Genomic DNA, 14,116 nt, shown 5'->3' on the forward strand with positions numbered 1-14,116 from the left:
TTCGCGCGCCTCGGAATAGGTTTAGCCCAGGTTCCGCTGCGACTCCGGCCGCCGCCGCATCGGAACGCACGAGGGGCGGCTGAGAGAGTTATCAACGACAATGACGGAAACACAAACCAAGCCATCGATCGACGTCCGCATAGTTCCGCCGCGCGAGCGTCACCCCAGAATCTTCGGCATGCTCGGCGCACTTCTGCCCGGCGGCTCGATGCTGATCACCAGCGATCACGATCCGCGTCCGCTTCACTACCAATTGGAGACGAATTTTCCGGGTCAGTTCGGCTGGGATTATCTGGAGGCAGGGCCGGAGGTTTGGCGGGTGGAGATCGCCCGGCTCGAGGACGGGTCTGGCTGCGAATGCTGCTGCGGATCCGACCATTGATCCGGCCCTCTTGCAGGTGATCCGGTCGCGAGCATGGTGATGTGAGAATGCCAGGCGCCACGCTTTCCCCATGGACGATGTCTTACTTCGCTGCCGCCTGCGTTTTTCTGTTGATCGGTCAGGGCATGATGGTGGCAGGGTACGGCTATCCGTTTGCCGCCGTCGATGCCCCGGAAACACTTGTGCTGGTGCACGTTCTCGCCATCGGTTGGCTTGGCCTGCTAATGGCGGGGGCGCTGCTGCAGTTCGTGCCGGTGCTCGTTGCCGCTCCGCTTCGCGGCGGCCGGCTCGCCCTGCCAGCGCTCGTTCTGCTCATTCCCGGACTTTTTCTGCTCGTCGGCGGCTTCACTGCACTTGCTGGCGCGGAAGGAATGTCGCCCGGCATGCTGCCGCTCGGGGCACTGTTACTGGTGATGGGCTTCGGTTTGGTCACCATCATTCTCGCAAGGACGCTCTTTGCGGTGCGTCCGCTGCCGCTTCCCGCCCGCTTCGTCGCGGTGGGCCTCACCGCGTTGACTGCAACGGTCCTCGTCGGCGGCATCTTCAGCCTCGTCCTATCCGGCGCGCTTGCGAATGATGCGGCAATTGCGCTGCTTCTCAAGGGCGTACCGCTGCATGCGGCGCTTGGCCTAGCGGGCTGGTTGAGCTTCACCGCGATCGGCGTCAGCTATCGCCTGCTGCCGATGTTCATGCTTGCACCCGATCAAGCGCGCGCGACCAGCAAGGTCGTCTGGTGGACAGGTGCCGCAGCGCTGGCGCTCGTCGCAGCCTGCATCGTCTCGATTGTAGTGGCGGGTGTGGCCGCGACGTGGCCGCTTACGCTTGCGGCACTTCTCGCCGTCTTCGCCACCCTTCTTTATTCCGCCGATCTCTTGCGACTGTTTCGCGAGCGCCGCCGCAGGACCGTTGAGCTTAACATCCGCGCCAGCTATGCCGCCTTCGTTGCGCTTTTCGTTTCCGTCGTGATGTTTGTCCTTCCGGCTACGCGATCGGCCGCCGGTGAGGGGGCTGCGGCTCTCGTCTATCTCTTCGTCTTCGGCTGGCTCACTGGCCTCGGGCTCGCGCAGCTCTATAAGATTGTTCCGTTCCTGACCTGGCTCGAATGCTACGGCCCGGTGCTCGGCCGGGCCGCTGTGCCACGTGTGCAGGATCTCGTCCAGGAAAAGCGGGCGAGGCTGTGGTTTTGCCTCTACTATGGCGCCGTTGCGGCGGCGACACTATCGCTCTTTGTCGACAGCCCGGCTGCATTTCGTACCGCCCTACTGGCGCAGCTCAGCGCCACGGTCGGCCTGATTGTGGAACTCGTCCGCGCTCGCGCGCTTTCCTCCGTCGCTGCGCCCATGCGCTTTCCTGCGGGCGCGCCGAGGCCGCATCTCTTTCTTCCGATCTCTCGACCACAGGAGTAATCGATGACCCCCGCGCCCCAGAACCCCGCACCCCAGAACCCCTCACCGAGGGAACTCGACGTACGGCCCATATTGAGGAGCGGCGGCGAGCCGTTCCAGGCGATCATGGAGGCGGTGAACGGGCTCAAGCCCGGGCAAGCCTTGCGACTCTTCGCCCCATTCCGCCCGCAGCCTCTGTTCAAGGTGATGGAAGGCCGCGGATTTGCACACCAGGCGCAGGAGGTCGAGGGCGGCGACTGGGAAGTTCTGTTCACGCCGCAGGAGAGTGCCGCCGTCGAGGTGTCCGCCGACGCGGATGATCCCGATAGCTGGCCCGACCCGGTCGAACACCTCGACCTGACCGAGCTCGATCCGCCGGAGCCTATGGTCCGCATCCTGGCGGCTGCCGAACGGCTGCAGCCGGGCGAGGTACTGTTTGCCCTGCTTTCGCGCGAGCCGATCTTCCTTTTCCCGGAACTTGCCAAGCGCGGGCACCAATGGGCGGGCAATTTCGACGAGACACGCACCACCTTCCGCATCTTCGTCCGCGTTGGAAAGCCTAAGGACTGAGACGATGAGCGAAGCCACAAACGATTCAGTATGTGATGCTATTCGCAACGCTCTGCGGATGATCATTGATCCCGAGCTCGACCGTAGCATTGTCGATCTCGGGCTGATCTACGACGTTTCGGTCGACGACTGCGGCATAGCCCAGGTGACGATGACGACCACGACAAAAGGCTGTCCTGCCAGCGAATATCTGAAAGAAGCCGTACGCAATTGCGTCTGGTATGTGCCGGGTGTGGAATATGCCGAAGTCCGGCTGACCTACGAGCCGGCTTGGACGCCAGAGATGATGAGCGCCTGAAACGGCTGCCGCAGACAACGTGAGAACGGCCCGGGGGAAGCTCCCGGGCCGTTCTGGCATGTGGACTGGCCGGCGATCAGCGCAGGGCGCGGCGCTTGCGCATGAGGATCGGCCCGTATTCGATGCAGAACAATGTGAAGGCCAGCATCCACAGGCTTCCGGAGACGGCATAGAGTGTCGTTGCGATCTCGGAAAGCACTCCCGCCAGCGGACGCAGCAGCGCGGAAAGCACGACCGCGGCATAGGAGGCGACAGTCAAGCGCGATGCGCTCAGCGGGTGGCCCGTGTGGCCGCGGCTTGCGCGGGTCATGACCGCAAGCATCATTGCGGCGATGGCCCCGACCGTCAGCACATGCATGACCGAATGCTCTTCGAAAACGCCGAGGGCGCCGAAACCGATTGCGGCAAAGCCCAGGGGCACGAAGGCATAGGCCACGTGCAGGATGACGAGCAGCATTTCCGGCCAGGTGGCCCAGCCACGCCAGCGCGCGAGCCGGATAGCATGGAGCGAAGCGGCGGCAAGGCCGGCGACGGCGGTAGCCGGGTGCTCTGGAATGAGCGTCCAGGCGGCAAGCGCCGCGACGCCTGCGAGAATAGCGGCCGTGTCGAAGCGGTTGTAGGGAACCGGGAAGTCGGTCCGGCCGAAGCGGTTCAACCAGTTGCGGGTGAAGCTCGGGAGGATCCGCCCGCCAACGATGGTGACGAGCGCCACATAGGCGGAAATGCCGAGGCGCATAGCAATATGGGCATGGTCTCCGGTGAACACCGCGAAATGAAAGCAGCTATTGGCGAGCGACAGGGCCAGGAGCCCCCCTAGCACCTTCAGATCCTTCCACTTGCGGCCGGCAATCACCTCCCGGGCGCAGATGAGAAGCAACGCCGGTAGAAAGAGGCCGTCAATAGCCGCGGCCGCCGCGAGGCCGATCGCATCCGGTGAAAGCAAGGCCGCGCGTCCCGCAATCCAGAGCACGAACAGTCCAGCGAGCGGCCAACCCGAAACGGGCAGCCGGCCTGTCCAGTTCGGCACCGCGGTTAAAAGGAAGCCGGCAAGGGCGGCCGAGGCGAAGCCGAACAGCATCTCGTGCGCATGCCAGGCGTGAGCGCCATAGCTGCCGCCAAGTTCGAGATGGCCTGCAAGCGCCACAATCCACAAGCTCATGGCGACAATCGCCCAGATCGCGGCGCCGAGGAAGAAGGGACGGAAGCCGTAGGAAAAGAGCACCGAGCCAGTGCGGGCGAGGCCGCGCGGCACGTAGCTGGGCCGCTCTGCCGCCTTTGTTCCATTCATGGTTCAACTCCTGATGTTTGGCTCGCATCTGCCTACCGGAGTTGCAGAATGTGTTCTTTGACAATTGGCAAAGACAGATCAGGTAGGCACGCGCCGCGACCATCACGCGACATTGTCGCCCCTGCTTGTCAAAATGTCGCACCAGGGCAATTTGCGTATTTGTTCCACCTCAAAGAGCCCTGCGCGGGTGCTCCTAGGATGAATAGCGACCGGGCGATGTTCGCTCCGTCCTTTTCAAGGAGAGGTTCCATGTCTGAGCTATTCCAGATGACACGCCGCAGCATGCTGGCCGGCGCCGCGATCGCAGGCGCGCTGACGCCGCTCGTTGGCGCAGTGTCCGCGCATGCGGAAGAAGCCGTCGCCAAGATCCCCCCGGTGGACGTCGCGTCGCTGCCGCGCGTCAAGGTCGACCTGGTGAAGCCGCCCTTCGTCCACGCCCATACGCAGAAAGCTGAAGGCGGCCCGAAGGTCGTCGAGTTCACGTTGACGATCGAGGAGAAGAAGATTGTCGTCGACGACCAGGGCACCGAAGTCAATGCCATGACCTTCAATGGGTCGGTGCCCGGTCCGCTGATGGTCGTCCACCAGGACGACTATGTCGAGGTGACACTGATCAATCCTGAAACCAACCAGTTGCAGCACAACATCGACTTCCATTCGGCAACCGGTGCGCTTGGCGGCGGTGCACTGACAGTCGTCAATCCGGGCGAAAGTACGGTGTTGCGCTTCAAGGCGACCAAGGCAGGCGTCTTCGTCTACCATTGCGCACCTCCCGGCATGGTGCCCTGGCATGTTACCTCGGGCATGAACGGTGCCATCATGGTGCTGCCGCGCGAAGGGCTGACCGACGGCAAGGGCAAGTCGATTGCCTACGACAAGGTCTACTACGTCGGCGAGCAGGACTTCTATGTGCCGCGCGACGAGCAGGGCAATTTCAAGAAGTACGAAAGCGCCGGTGACGCCTACGCGGATACGCTCGAAGTGATGCGCACGCTCACACCGACCCACATCGTCTTTAACGGTGCGGTGGGTGCGCTCACCGGCGACAATGCGTTGAAGGCGGCCGTCGGCGAAAAGGTGCTGATCGTCCATTCGCAGGCCAACCGCGACACCCGCCCGCATCTGATCGGCGGCCACGGCGACTATGTCTGGGCGACCGGCAAGTTCCGCAATCCTCCGGACGTCGATCAGGAGACCTGGTTCATACCCGGCGGCACGGCGGGCGCTGCCTTCTACACTTTCGAGCAGCCCGGCATCTACGCCTACGTGAACCATAACCTAATCGAGGCGTTCGAACTCGGCGCCGCCGCCCATTTTGCCGTCACCGGCGACTGGAACGACGACCTCATGACCTCGGTTCGTGCGCCTTCGGGCACCTGACTGAAGCGGTCGCTCCGACGGCCACGTCGGAGCGACCATTGAAATCGCCGCCTGACCCCTCGGCGAGACCGGCATGGAAGGGATCGTCGCAAGGAGGCCGCCATGGCCGCACTTTCCAAAAAAAGAGAAGTCGCTCCCATCTCGCTTGCAATACCCTCCGCGCTCTTTCTGATTCTCGCGGGGCTCCTTGCAGTTGAGACGGGGCTGCTGGGGAGCGCTCCGTCTAGCAGCGCCCTTGATGAGCCGCCCGTCGTGACCGTCGCCTCGCGCGATTTCCGGTATCGCGTCGCCGGTGAGTTCTTCAAGAACGGCTACGCCGTCGACGGGCCGGTGGAGACTGTGCGCATGAGCGGGCCGCTCACGATCATGAAATATCAGGTGACGGCAGCCGATTACGCGCGCTGCGTGGCGGACGATGCCTGTCCGGCCGACGAACCCGAGCACGTGCCCGGCGATCCTGAAGACATGCCGGTAACGGGCGTGAGCTTCGACGATGCGCAAGCCTATGCGGCCTGGCTCAGCCGGCGAACCCGCGCAATCTGGGTGCTACCGACGGACGAGCAGCTTGCCTTTGCGGCGGGCAGCCGTTTTCCCGACGACGCGCTCGGCGTCGAGGACGACGGCTCCAATCCGGCCTTGCGGTGGCTCGCCGACTACTACCGCGAGACGGCACGCAAGGCGTCCCGCGAGCCGGAGCCGCAGCGGCTCGGACATTTCGGCGAGAGCGAGACGGGCCTCTCCGACTTCGCCGGCAATGTCTGGGAATGGACGACGACCTGCATCCGGCGCGTCACGCTCGATCGCGCGGGAAAGGTTACCAGCGATGCCTCATCCTGCGGCATCTACATCGCCACCGGCAAGCATCGGGCCGCGCTCAGCTCCTTTGTTCGCAACCCCAAGGGGGGCGGCTGCGCCGTCGGCGCGCCGCCTGACAATGTCGGCTTCCGCCTGGTGAAGGATACGCGGTGGTATGCGCCCTTGCTACGGCCACTGCACGAAAGGGGTCTCGACGTCTGATGTGCGCCGCCTGATCGTGATCCGGCACAGAGAATCCTCTGACGGCGGCATCCACGTGTTGAAGGGCAGGTTCCGGAGGTCGACAATGCGCACGAGAGAGCCGCAGCTCGAGATAGAACGAGTCCTTGGGCAAAGTGGTTGCCGCTCTCCATGCGACTGTCGCCCTTGAAGTCCAGGGGGGCGAGTCTAGCGCGGCGCGCCAATCCTTCCTCTCGGTCTGAGAACCGAATCAGAGCGAAGGATTCGGACACGAGGCTCAGCGGTCGCAAATCCAACCATGTCGAATGTCGCGATCAATCCCGGCCGTCTCCGCCAGGAACCCGATCAGGTAGAAATCGCAGGTAACAACGCTTCGGCGCGGCGATGCAAAGCCCGAGGTGAAGTGCTGGTCGTCAATAGGCGTGTCCGGTGCGCCACTGCGCCGCCCCTGCTCGCCGAACGCGATCGGAAGATGGAGATCAGTTTCCAAGTGCTTCTTCAACCACTCCGACGGATCCGCCTCTTGTCGCCATCGCGAAACCTCTGCTTTTTTCCCTGTTTTCGCCATGCTAGTAAAATCGCAGCCGCAATTGTTCCGATTCAAGGACTCCTGCAGTAGGAAAATGGAATGAAGATCGACCGGAGTGTCGTGAGGTCGCTTGCCCTGTTCGACAGGATGAGCGACGCAGATCTGGACAGGCTGCTCGCCCATGCGACGGCAAGACGCGTGCCGCCAGGCGACGTGGTGTTCGAGCAGGGTCAGGCAGCCACCAGCTTTTTCCTGCTCCTGCATGGGCGGCTGAAGGTGACCCAGGTCACCGAGGACGGTCAGCAGATCATCGTGCGCGTCGTCCATCCGGGCGACCTCTTCGGATTTGCAAAGGCGCTGCAGCGTTCGGATTATCCGGGTACTGCGGCCGCCGCCACGGAAAGCCTTGCTCTTTCCTGGCCTACAGATCTCTGGCCGCAATTCGTCGAGCAGAATCCGCTCCTTGCCGTCAGCACCATGCAGACGATCGGCCAGCGCCTCGAAGAGGCGCACACGCGGATCCGCGAGATGTCGACACAGGAGGTGGAGAGGCGCGTAGCGCACGCGGTGCTGCGCCTTGCACGACAGGCGGGCAAGCAGGAAAAAGGCGGCGTCCGCATCGACTTTCCGATTTCCCGCCAGGACATCGCTGAAATGACGGGAACCACGCTGCACACGGTGTCGCGTATTCTCAGCGCCTGGGAGCAGAAGGGACTGGTCGAGGGCGGGCGTCAGAAGCTTATCATCCGCGACCTGCCAGGCTTGGCGGCGCTCGCGGAAGGCGGGCGGGACTAGACGGATTTTCCGGTGGCTGTTTGACAAGCATCAAAGAGCAGGTGCTCTTTCTGTCCTATCTCCTTGCCGCAAGAACCGAACAGGGTTCTGAAACCAAGGAGAAATTCAAGTGCGCATAATCGCAAAGGGCATGGCAGTCGCCGCAGTTCTTGCCGCCTTCACCGGCACAGCATTCGCCGCCGATTTCGAGGTCCGCATGCTGAACAAGGGCGCCGAGGGCGCAATGGTCTTCGAGCCGGCATTCGTCAAGGTCAATCCGGGCGACAGCGTCACGTTTGTTCCGACCGACAAGGGACATAACGTCGAGACGATCAAGGACATGATTCCCGACGGGGCCGCGGCCTTCAAGAGCAAGATGAACGAGACCTACAAGGTGACTTTCGACGTGCCAGGAGTTTACGGCGTCAAGTGCACGCCGCATGTCGGCATGGGCATGGTCGCGGCCGTCGTTGTCGGTGATGCGCCGGCCAATGTCGAAAAGGTAAAGGCAGTGAAGCTGCCCAAAAAGGCGCGGGAGCGCCTCGACGCCGCGCTCGCCGTGGCCCTCCAATAGAATAGGCAGACGCCAAATGAAATACCAGGCCCGGTGCAGTACAACCTGTCTGCGCCGGGTACGCTTGGTGTAGCTGTCATCGATAGTTTAGTTGTATAGAATATACTTAAACCTTCACCATCTCCTACCAAGTAATTGACAAACATCAATTTCTCGGAGTGTTCGGAAACACCGATCCTACGAATTATCTCGGCTCTCCCTTTATTTTTTTGCTCCAGGCACTAGACTTCCTTCAGGCGTATGCGTTTGGAGAGGAGACGCTTGAATGCCCGATGCCGACCGGCCAACGGCGAGCCTACCACGCTCGCGGCGGCGAAATGAAGTCGTTACCTTTCTCGTGTTGGCGTTCGGCATCTGGCCGATCGTGGCCGTGGGCGTCGTCGGTGCCTACGGATTTCTCGTCTGGATGTTCCAGATCATCTTCGGGCCACCTGGTCCGCCAGCGCATTGAGGGCGGGATGGGCGAGGGCGTCGAGATATCACGGCGGAATTTTCTCCTCGGTCGTCACAAGCGGGGGAGTGGGCGTGTCTCTCCGCCCGGAGCAACACTGCAAGGCCTTGAAGCCTGTACCGGCTGCGGGAGATGTGTCGACGCCTGTCCGACGCACATCATCCGGCTGATCGCCGATCGCCCCGCGCTCGATTTCTCCATCGCGGAGTGCACCTTCTGCGGCCAATGCGCGGAACTCTGTCCCGAGCCGGTCTTCACCGGCCGGCTACAACAATTTCCACATGTCGCGATCATCGGCGAGAGCTGTCTCGCGAAAAGCCGCACCGATTGCCAGGCCTGTCGCGATGCCTGTCCGACGGAGGCGATCCGCTTCCGTCCGCGTGCCGGCGGACCGTTTTTGCCCGAGCTCAGCGAAGAGGCCTGCACCGGCTGCGGCGCCTGTCTTTCCGTCTGTCCTGTCGCCGCCATCGGGATTCATGAAGTCAAGTGGGAGCGCGCCCATGTCTGATCCGAGCGCCCCCTATCACATCTCCAGCGCCGTCATCGTGACGATGCCGCATATGCGGGAGCGTGTTGTCGCCCGCCTCGCCGAGATGCCGAACGTCGAGGTCTACGCCCATGAGGCGGGAAAGATCGTCGTCGTGATCGAGGGCACCAGCACAGGCATGCTCGGCGAAATCCTTTCGCGTATCGCGGTGCTCGAGGGCGTGGTGGCAGCCAACATGGTGTTTGAGCATGTCGAAACTCAAGGAGAGATCGGCCATGACCGGCGAACTGACGCGGCGTGAAATTTTGAAGGCGCATGCCGCCGGCATCGCCGCAGCCACTGCGGGAATTGCGCTTCCGGCCGCGGCGCAGCCCGTGCCGGGCGGTGTGGAGGCGCTGCAGATAAAGTGGGCGAAGGCACCTTGCCGCTTCTGCGGCACCGGCTGCGGCGTCATGGTCGGCGTCAAGGAGGGGCAGGTCGTCGCAACCCATGGCGACATGCAGGCCGAGGTCAACCGTGGCCTCAACTGCATCAAGGGCTACTTCCTTTCCAAGATCATGTACGGCGCCGACCGTCTCAAGACGCCCTTGATGCGCAAGCGCAACGGTGTCTTTGCCAAGGACGGCGAGTTCGAGCCGGTGAGCTGGGACGAAGCCTTCGACGTCATGGCAGATCAGGCGAAGAAGGTGCTGAAGGACAAGGGACCGACCGCCGTCGGCATGTTCGGCTCCGGGCAATGGACGATCTTCGAGGGCTATGCGGCGACCAAGCTGATGCGTGCCGGGTTCCGCTCCAACAATCTCGATCCCAATGCCCGCCATTGCATGGCCTCGGCCGCTTACGCCTTCATGCGCACCTTCGGCATGGACGAGCCGATGGGGTGCTACGACGATTTCGAGCATGCCGACGCCTTCGTACTCTGGGGCTCGAATATGGCGGAGATGCACCCGATCCTGTGGACGCGTCTGGCCGATCGAAGGCTTGGACATGAGCATGTCAAGGTGGCGGTGCTCTCGACCTTCACCCATCGCAGCATGGATCTCGCCGACATTCCGATCGTCTTCAAGCCGGGCACCGATCTGGCGATCCTCAACTACATCGCCAATCACATCATCCAGGCGGGCCGGGTTAACGAGGATTTCGTCAAGAAGCATACCACCTTCATGGCTGGCGCGACCGACATCGGCTACGGCCTGAGGCCGGACAACCCGCTTGAGCTCAAGGCGACCAACGCCAAGGACGCGGCCAAGATGACGCCGAGCGACTTCGAGAGCTTCAAGACTTTCGTTTCGGAATACACGCTCGACAAGATCGTCGAACTGACGGGGGTCGAGGCCGGGTTCCTCGAGCAATTGGCCGATCTTTATGCCGATCCCAACCGCAAGGTGATGTCGCTCTGGACCATGGGGTTCAACCAGCATGTGCGCGGCGTCTGGGTCAACCACATGGTCTACAACCTCCATCTCTTGACCGGGAAGATCTCCGAGCCCGGCAACAGCCCATTCTCGCTGACCGGTCAGCCTTCGGCCTGCGGTACGGCACGCGAGGTCGGCACCTTCGCCCACCGCCTGCCCGCCGACATGACCGTCACCAATCCGGAGCACCGCAAGCACGCCGAGGAGATCTGGCGCATTCCCCACGGTCTCATTCCTGAGAAGCCCGGCTATCACGCCGTCGAGCAGGACCGGATGCTGAAGGACGGCAAGCTCAATTTCTATTGGGTGCAGGTCAACAACAACGTCCAGGCGGCTCCCAATACCGAGAACGAGACTTATCAGGGTTACCGCAATCCGGACAATTTCATCGTCGTCTCCGACGTCTATCCGACGATCACCGCGATGAGCGCCGACCTGATCCTTCCGGCCGCCATGTGGGTGGAGAAGGAGGGCGCCTATGGCAACGCCGAACGCCGTACCCATGTCTGGCACCAACTGGTCGATGCGCCCGGCGAGGCCCGTTCCGATCTCTGGCAGATGGTGGAATTCTCGAAGCGCTTCACCACAGACGAGGTCTGGCCGGCCAATGTCCTCGATGCCAATCCCGGCTATCGCGGCAAGACCCTTTACGAGGTGCTCTTCAAGAACGGCAATGTCGACCGTTTCCCGGCAAGCGAAATCAACAAGGAATACGCCAACTGGGAGGCCGAGACCTTCGGGTTCTACATCCAGAAAGGCCTATTCGAGGAATATGCCTCCTTCGGGCGCGGACACGGGCATGACCTGGCGCCCTATGACCGTTACCACGAGGAACGGGGGCTCCGCTGGCCTGTCGTCGACGGCAAGGAGACGCTCTGGCGCTACCGGGAAGGCTATGATCCCTATGTGAAGCCCGGGGAGGGCGTGAAGTTCTACGGCCGCCCGGATGGCAAGGCGGTGATCCTCGCCGTTCCCTACGAGCCGCCGGCGGAATCTCCCGACGACGAATATAACGTCTGGCTGGTGACGGGCCGCGTCCTCGAGCACTGGCATTCTGGCTCAATGACGATGCGGGTGCCGGAACTCTACAAGGCATTCCCCGGTGCCGTCTGCTTCATGAATGCCGGTGATGCCCGCGATCGCGGCATCAACCAGGGTGCCGAGGTGCGGATCGTTTCCCGCCGCGGCGAAATTCGCGCCCGTGTCGAGACACGCGGCCGCAATCGCATGCCGCCGGGCGTCATTTTCGTACCCTGGTTCGACGCCAGCAGGCTGATCAACAAGGTGACACTCGACGCAACCGATCCAATCTCCAAACAGACGGATTTCAAAAAATGCGCGGTCAAGATTGTCTCTGTCGCATGATGAGAAGCCCCGGGTCATGGCTCGGCGCGCTGTTGGCGATCCTGTTCGTCGCAACGGGCGCGATCGCTCAGATGGTGCCGGGCGAAAGGGTGCCGGAGCTCTCCGGTCCGCAGCAAGAGATGGGCGAGGTGGAGGCGGAGCCGATCCCGAAATGGGTTGTGGACGACGTGCGCAAGGAGCGCGCCTATCCCGACCAGCCGCCGATCATTCCGCATTCGATCGAGGGTTATCAGCTTTCGGTGAACACGAACCGGTGCCTCTCCTGCCACAAGCGGGAATTCACGCAGGAATCCGGCGCGCCGATGATCAGCGTGACGCATTACATGACGCGAGAAGGCCAGATGCTCGCTGACGTTTCGCCGCGGCGCTATTTCTGCACGGCCTGCCATGTGCCGCAGGCCGATGTGCGTCCACTCGTCGGCAACACCTTCAAAGACATGAGCGAGATGGGCGTCAAGCAGGCGGGGAGCGAGTAGGCCATGAGTCGGATAAAGCGTGTCCTGCTTTGGGTCTGGAGGATACTCACCACGCCGGCCGCAACCCTCAGCCTCGCTTTCCTGACGCTCGGCGGCTTCGTCGGCGGCGTCGTCTTCTGGGGCGCTTTCAACACAGCGTTGGAGCTCACCAATACGGAGAACTTCTGCGTCTCCTGTCACGAGATGCGGGCCAACGTCTATGAGGAATTGACACGAACGGTGCATTTCTCCAACCGTTCGGGCGTGCGTGCCTCCTGCCCGGACTGCCACGTTCCGCATGAATGGACGGACAAGATCGCCCGCAAGATGCAGGCCTCCAAGGAAGTGTGGGGCAAGATTTTCGGGACCATCAATACGCGCGAGAAATTCCTCGACCACCGCCTGGAGCTTGCCAAACACGAATGGGCGAGGCTCAAGGCCAATGACAGCCTTGAATGCCGCAACTGTCACTCCTCGGCGGCGATGGACCTTTCCAAGCAGACGCAGCGCGCCGCCGAGATCCATACGCGCTACCTGCTGCCGGGGAGGGCTACCTGCATCGACTGCCATAAGGGCATTGCCCACGAACTGCCGAACATGCAGGGCGTCGAGCCCGGCTGGAAGCTGCCGCCCGAACTCGAAGGAGAGAAGCTGCCTTCCGCTTCCGCGATCGACGATCTGAAGCGGGTCATGGACAAGGCTCACAGCGCGGCGCTCGCGAATTGACCACGCCGTAAGGCTTTCGTCGCCGCTTCTGTAGCCTCCCGGCAAGAGGCGAGCAGACGGTTATCGGACCATCAAGACTGGCATGGCCGGTGCGTCGATCATCGCCTTGGTTACTCCGCCGAATACCCTCTCGCGGATGCGCGAGTGCCCATAGGCGCCCATCACGATCAGATCGGCCGAAGTGTCGCGTGCGTGCTGGGCGAGTACCTCTTCGACCGCGCGGCCGGCACTCGGAAGCCCGTCGACTGTCACTTTGACGTCGTGGCGTGCAAGATAGGTGGCGACATCGGCGCCCGGTTCTTCGCCGTTCTTGGTCTTTGGATCGACGAGCACCAGGTTCACACCCTCGGCGTTTCTCATGATGTCCAGCGCTTCGCGGACGGCCCTTGCGGACTCCATGGTCGAGTTCCACGCCAGGAGGACGTTCTTCGGCTGCAAGGTGGCTGATCGAAGGTTCGAAGCGAGCAGGACCGGCCGTGCAGAATAGAAGAGAGCACCTTCTATGACTCCCCGTCGGAGGAGCTCATCCACCCTTAAACTTGCGCCGATCAAAGCGACATCAGCATACCGGGCACGCTCTCCGACGTCTTGCCCGAGCCGCATCGTCTCCGAGTATCGCCCAACCACATCGAATGAAATCCCGGCACTTCCGAGGATCTCCTGGGCTTCTCTGGCCGCTTGGCGCAGTTGCTCCATGTCGCTGTCGCGGCTGTCAATCCAGGCGGCGGAGATGGCTGCGAGGTCTCCCATCGGAGGGAGAGTGGCAATCTTGCTGGCGAGAACCGAGAGGTGCGCACCCTCCGATGCACAAAGATCTACCGCTGCCCTCAGGTCATCTTCGAATTGGCTGGCCCCAACCACGAGGAGGATCGTCTTGTAGGTCATTGGTGTCGTCTCCCGAAAATCGATTTGGATGCATGAACGATCCTACTCTGCGTCTCAGGGGCTACATTGATCACGGTCAAGAACGTCGCGACGGGCTCCCGTCCTGGGGCGATATGCAGCAAGTGGCGGGTTGGCTGTTTACGCCAGCATCGGCTA

Annotated in this window: 17 protein-coding genes; 14 read left to right on the forward strand and 3 right to left on the reverse strand. The window is 62.3% G+C overall.

What is annotated here, in order from left to right:
- Window positions 1-100: 100 nt before the first annotated feature.
- Genes CO676_RS02440 through CO676_RS02455 form a run of 4 tightly spaced genes read left to right on the forward strand, consistent with a single transcriptional unit; the run spans window position 101 to window position 2,635 of the window.
- Window positions 101-382, forward strand: coding sequence for a DUF2249 domain-containing protein (locus CO676_RS02440; RefSeq protein ID WP_097519561.1), 282 nt, complete (start codon window positions 101-103; stop codon window positions 380-382).
- A gap of 47 nt (window positions 383-429) precedes the next feature.
- Window positions 430-1,788, forward strand: coding sequence for a hypothetical protein (locus CO676_RS02445; protein ID WP_097519562.1), 1,359 nt, complete (start codon window positions 430-432; stop codon window positions 1,786-1,788).
- Between the two features lie 3 nt (window positions 1,789-1,791).
- Complete coding sequence (locus tag CO676_RS02450; protein ID WP_097519563.1) at window positions 1,792-2,337, forward strand: DUF2249 domain-containing protein; 546 nt, start codon at window positions 1,792-1,794, stop codon at window positions 2,335-2,337.
- Between the two features lie 4 nt (window positions 2,338-2,341).
- Window positions 2,342-2,635 carry a metal-sulfur cluster assembly factor gene (locus CO676_RS02455; protein WP_097519564.1) on the forward strand — a complete coding sequence of 98 codons (294 nt, stop codon included), beginning with the start codon at window positions 2,342-2,344 and terminating at the stop codon, window positions 2,633-2,635.
- Window positions 2,636-2,711: 76 nt separating this feature from the next.
- On the opposite strand, the gene CO676_RS02460 is transcribed toward CO676_RS02455, so the two are convergent.
- Window positions 2,712-3,923, reverse strand: a complete 1,212-nt coding sequence (locus tag CO676_RS02460) for an NnrS family protein (protein ID WP_097519565.1) — start codon at window positions 3,921-3,923, stop codon at window positions 2,712-2,714.
- Window positions 3,924-4,172: 249 nt separating this feature from the next.
- Between CO676_RS02460 and nirK the strand changes: the two genes are divergently transcribed.
- Complete coding sequence (gene nirK, locus CO676_RS02465; protein WP_097519566.1) at window positions 4,173-5,303, forward strand: copper-containing nitrite reductase; 1,131 nt, start codon at window positions 4,173-4,175, stop codon at window positions 5,301-5,303.
- A 102-nt stretch (window positions 5,304-5,405) separates the two neighbouring features.
- Window positions 5,406-6,320, forward strand: coding sequence for a formylglycine-generating enzyme family protein (locus CO676_RS02470; protein WP_097519567.1), 915 nt, complete (start codon window positions 5,406-5,408; stop codon window positions 6,318-6,320).
- 256 nt (window positions 6,321-6,576) lie between these two features.
- Here the strand turns inward: CO676_RS02470 and CO676_RS02475 are convergent, their stop codons facing one another.
- Window positions 6,577-6,867 (reverse strand): hypothetical protein, encoded by a 291-nt coding sequence (locus CO676_RS02475; protein ID WP_144340113.1) that lies wholly within the window; start codon window positions 6,865-6,867, stop codon window positions 6,577-6,579.
- A gap of 60 nt (window positions 6,868-6,927) precedes the next feature.
- Here CO676_RS02475 and CO676_RS02480 point away from each other — a divergent pair, with 60 nt between their 5' ends.
- The 8 genes from CO676_RS02480 (at window position 6,928) to CO676_RS02515 (ending at window position 13,075) form a co-directional block, all read left to right on the forward strand.
- The gene (locus CO676_RS02480; RefSeq protein ID WP_097519569.1) at window positions 6,928-7,623 is read left to right on the forward strand and encodes a Crp/Fnr family transcriptional regulator; all 696 of its coding nucleotides are present in this window, start codon (window positions 6,928-6,930) and stop codon (window positions 7,621-7,623) included.
- Between the two features lie 109 nt (window positions 7,624-7,732).
- On the forward strand, window positions 7,733-8,176 hold the full coding sequence (locus tag CO676_RS02485; protein ID WP_097519570.1) for a pseudoazurin: 444 nt from the start codon (window positions 7,733-7,735) through the stop codon (window positions 8,174-8,176).
- 265 nt (window positions 8,177-8,441) lie between these two features.
- On the forward strand, window positions 8,442-8,627 hold the full coding sequence (napE, locus tag CO676_RS02490; RefSeq protein WP_097519571.1) for a periplasmic nitrate reductase, NapE protein: 186 nt from the start codon (window positions 8,442-8,444) through the stop codon (window positions 8,625-8,627).
- Window positions 8,628-8,634: 7 nt separating this feature from the next.
- Window positions 8,635-9,135, forward strand: coding sequence for a ferredoxin-type protein NapF (locus CO676_RS02495; RefSeq protein ID WP_097519572.1), 501 nt, complete (start codon window positions 8,635-8,637; stop codon window positions 9,133-9,135).
- Complete coding sequence (locus CO676_RS02500) at window positions 9,128-9,415, forward strand: chaperone NapD (RefSeq protein WP_097519573.1); 288 nt, start codon at window positions 9,128-9,130, stop codon at window positions 9,413-9,415. The genes CO676_RS02495 and CO676_RS02500 overlap by 8 nt, the downstream gene beginning before the upstream one ends.
- Window positions 9,390-11,894, forward strand: coding sequence for a periplasmic nitrate reductase subunit alpha (napA, locus tag CO676_RS02505; protein WP_097519574.1), 2,505 nt, complete (start codon window positions 9,390-9,392; stop codon window positions 11,892-11,894). Before CO676_RS02500 ends, napA begins: the two co-directional genes overlap by 26 nt.
- Window positions 11,864-12,370, forward strand: a complete 507-nt coding sequence (locus tag CO676_RS02510; protein ID WP_097519575.1) for a nitrate reductase cytochrome c-type subunit — start codon at window positions 11,864-11,866, stop codon at window positions 12,368-12,370. Before napA ends, CO676_RS02510 begins: the two co-directional genes overlap by 31 nt.
- A 3-nt stretch (window positions 12,371-12,373) precedes the next feature.
- A complete protein-coding gene (locus CO676_RS02515) occupies window positions 12,374-13,075 on the forward strand; it encodes a NapC/NirT family cytochrome c (protein WP_097519576.1) in 702 nt (233 codons plus the stop codon).
- A 60-nt stretch (window positions 13,076-13,135) separates the two neighbouring features.
- Here the strand turns inward: CO676_RS02515 and CO676_RS02520 are convergent, their stop codons facing one another.
- Entirely contained in the window at window positions 13,136-13,960 is an 825-nt protein-coding gene (locus tag CO676_RS02520; RefSeq protein ID WP_097519577.1) for a universal stress protein, read from the reverse strand.
- Between the last annotated feature and the right edge of the window lie 156 nt (window positions 13,961-14,116).

The sequence above is a fragment of the Sinorhizobium sp. BJ1 genome (assembly GCF_002531555.1).
In the GTDB taxonomy this organism is placed as follows: domain Bacteria; phylum Pseudomonadota; class Alphaproteobacteria; order Rhizobiales; family Rhizobiaceae; genus Sinorhizobium; species Sinorhizobium fredii_B.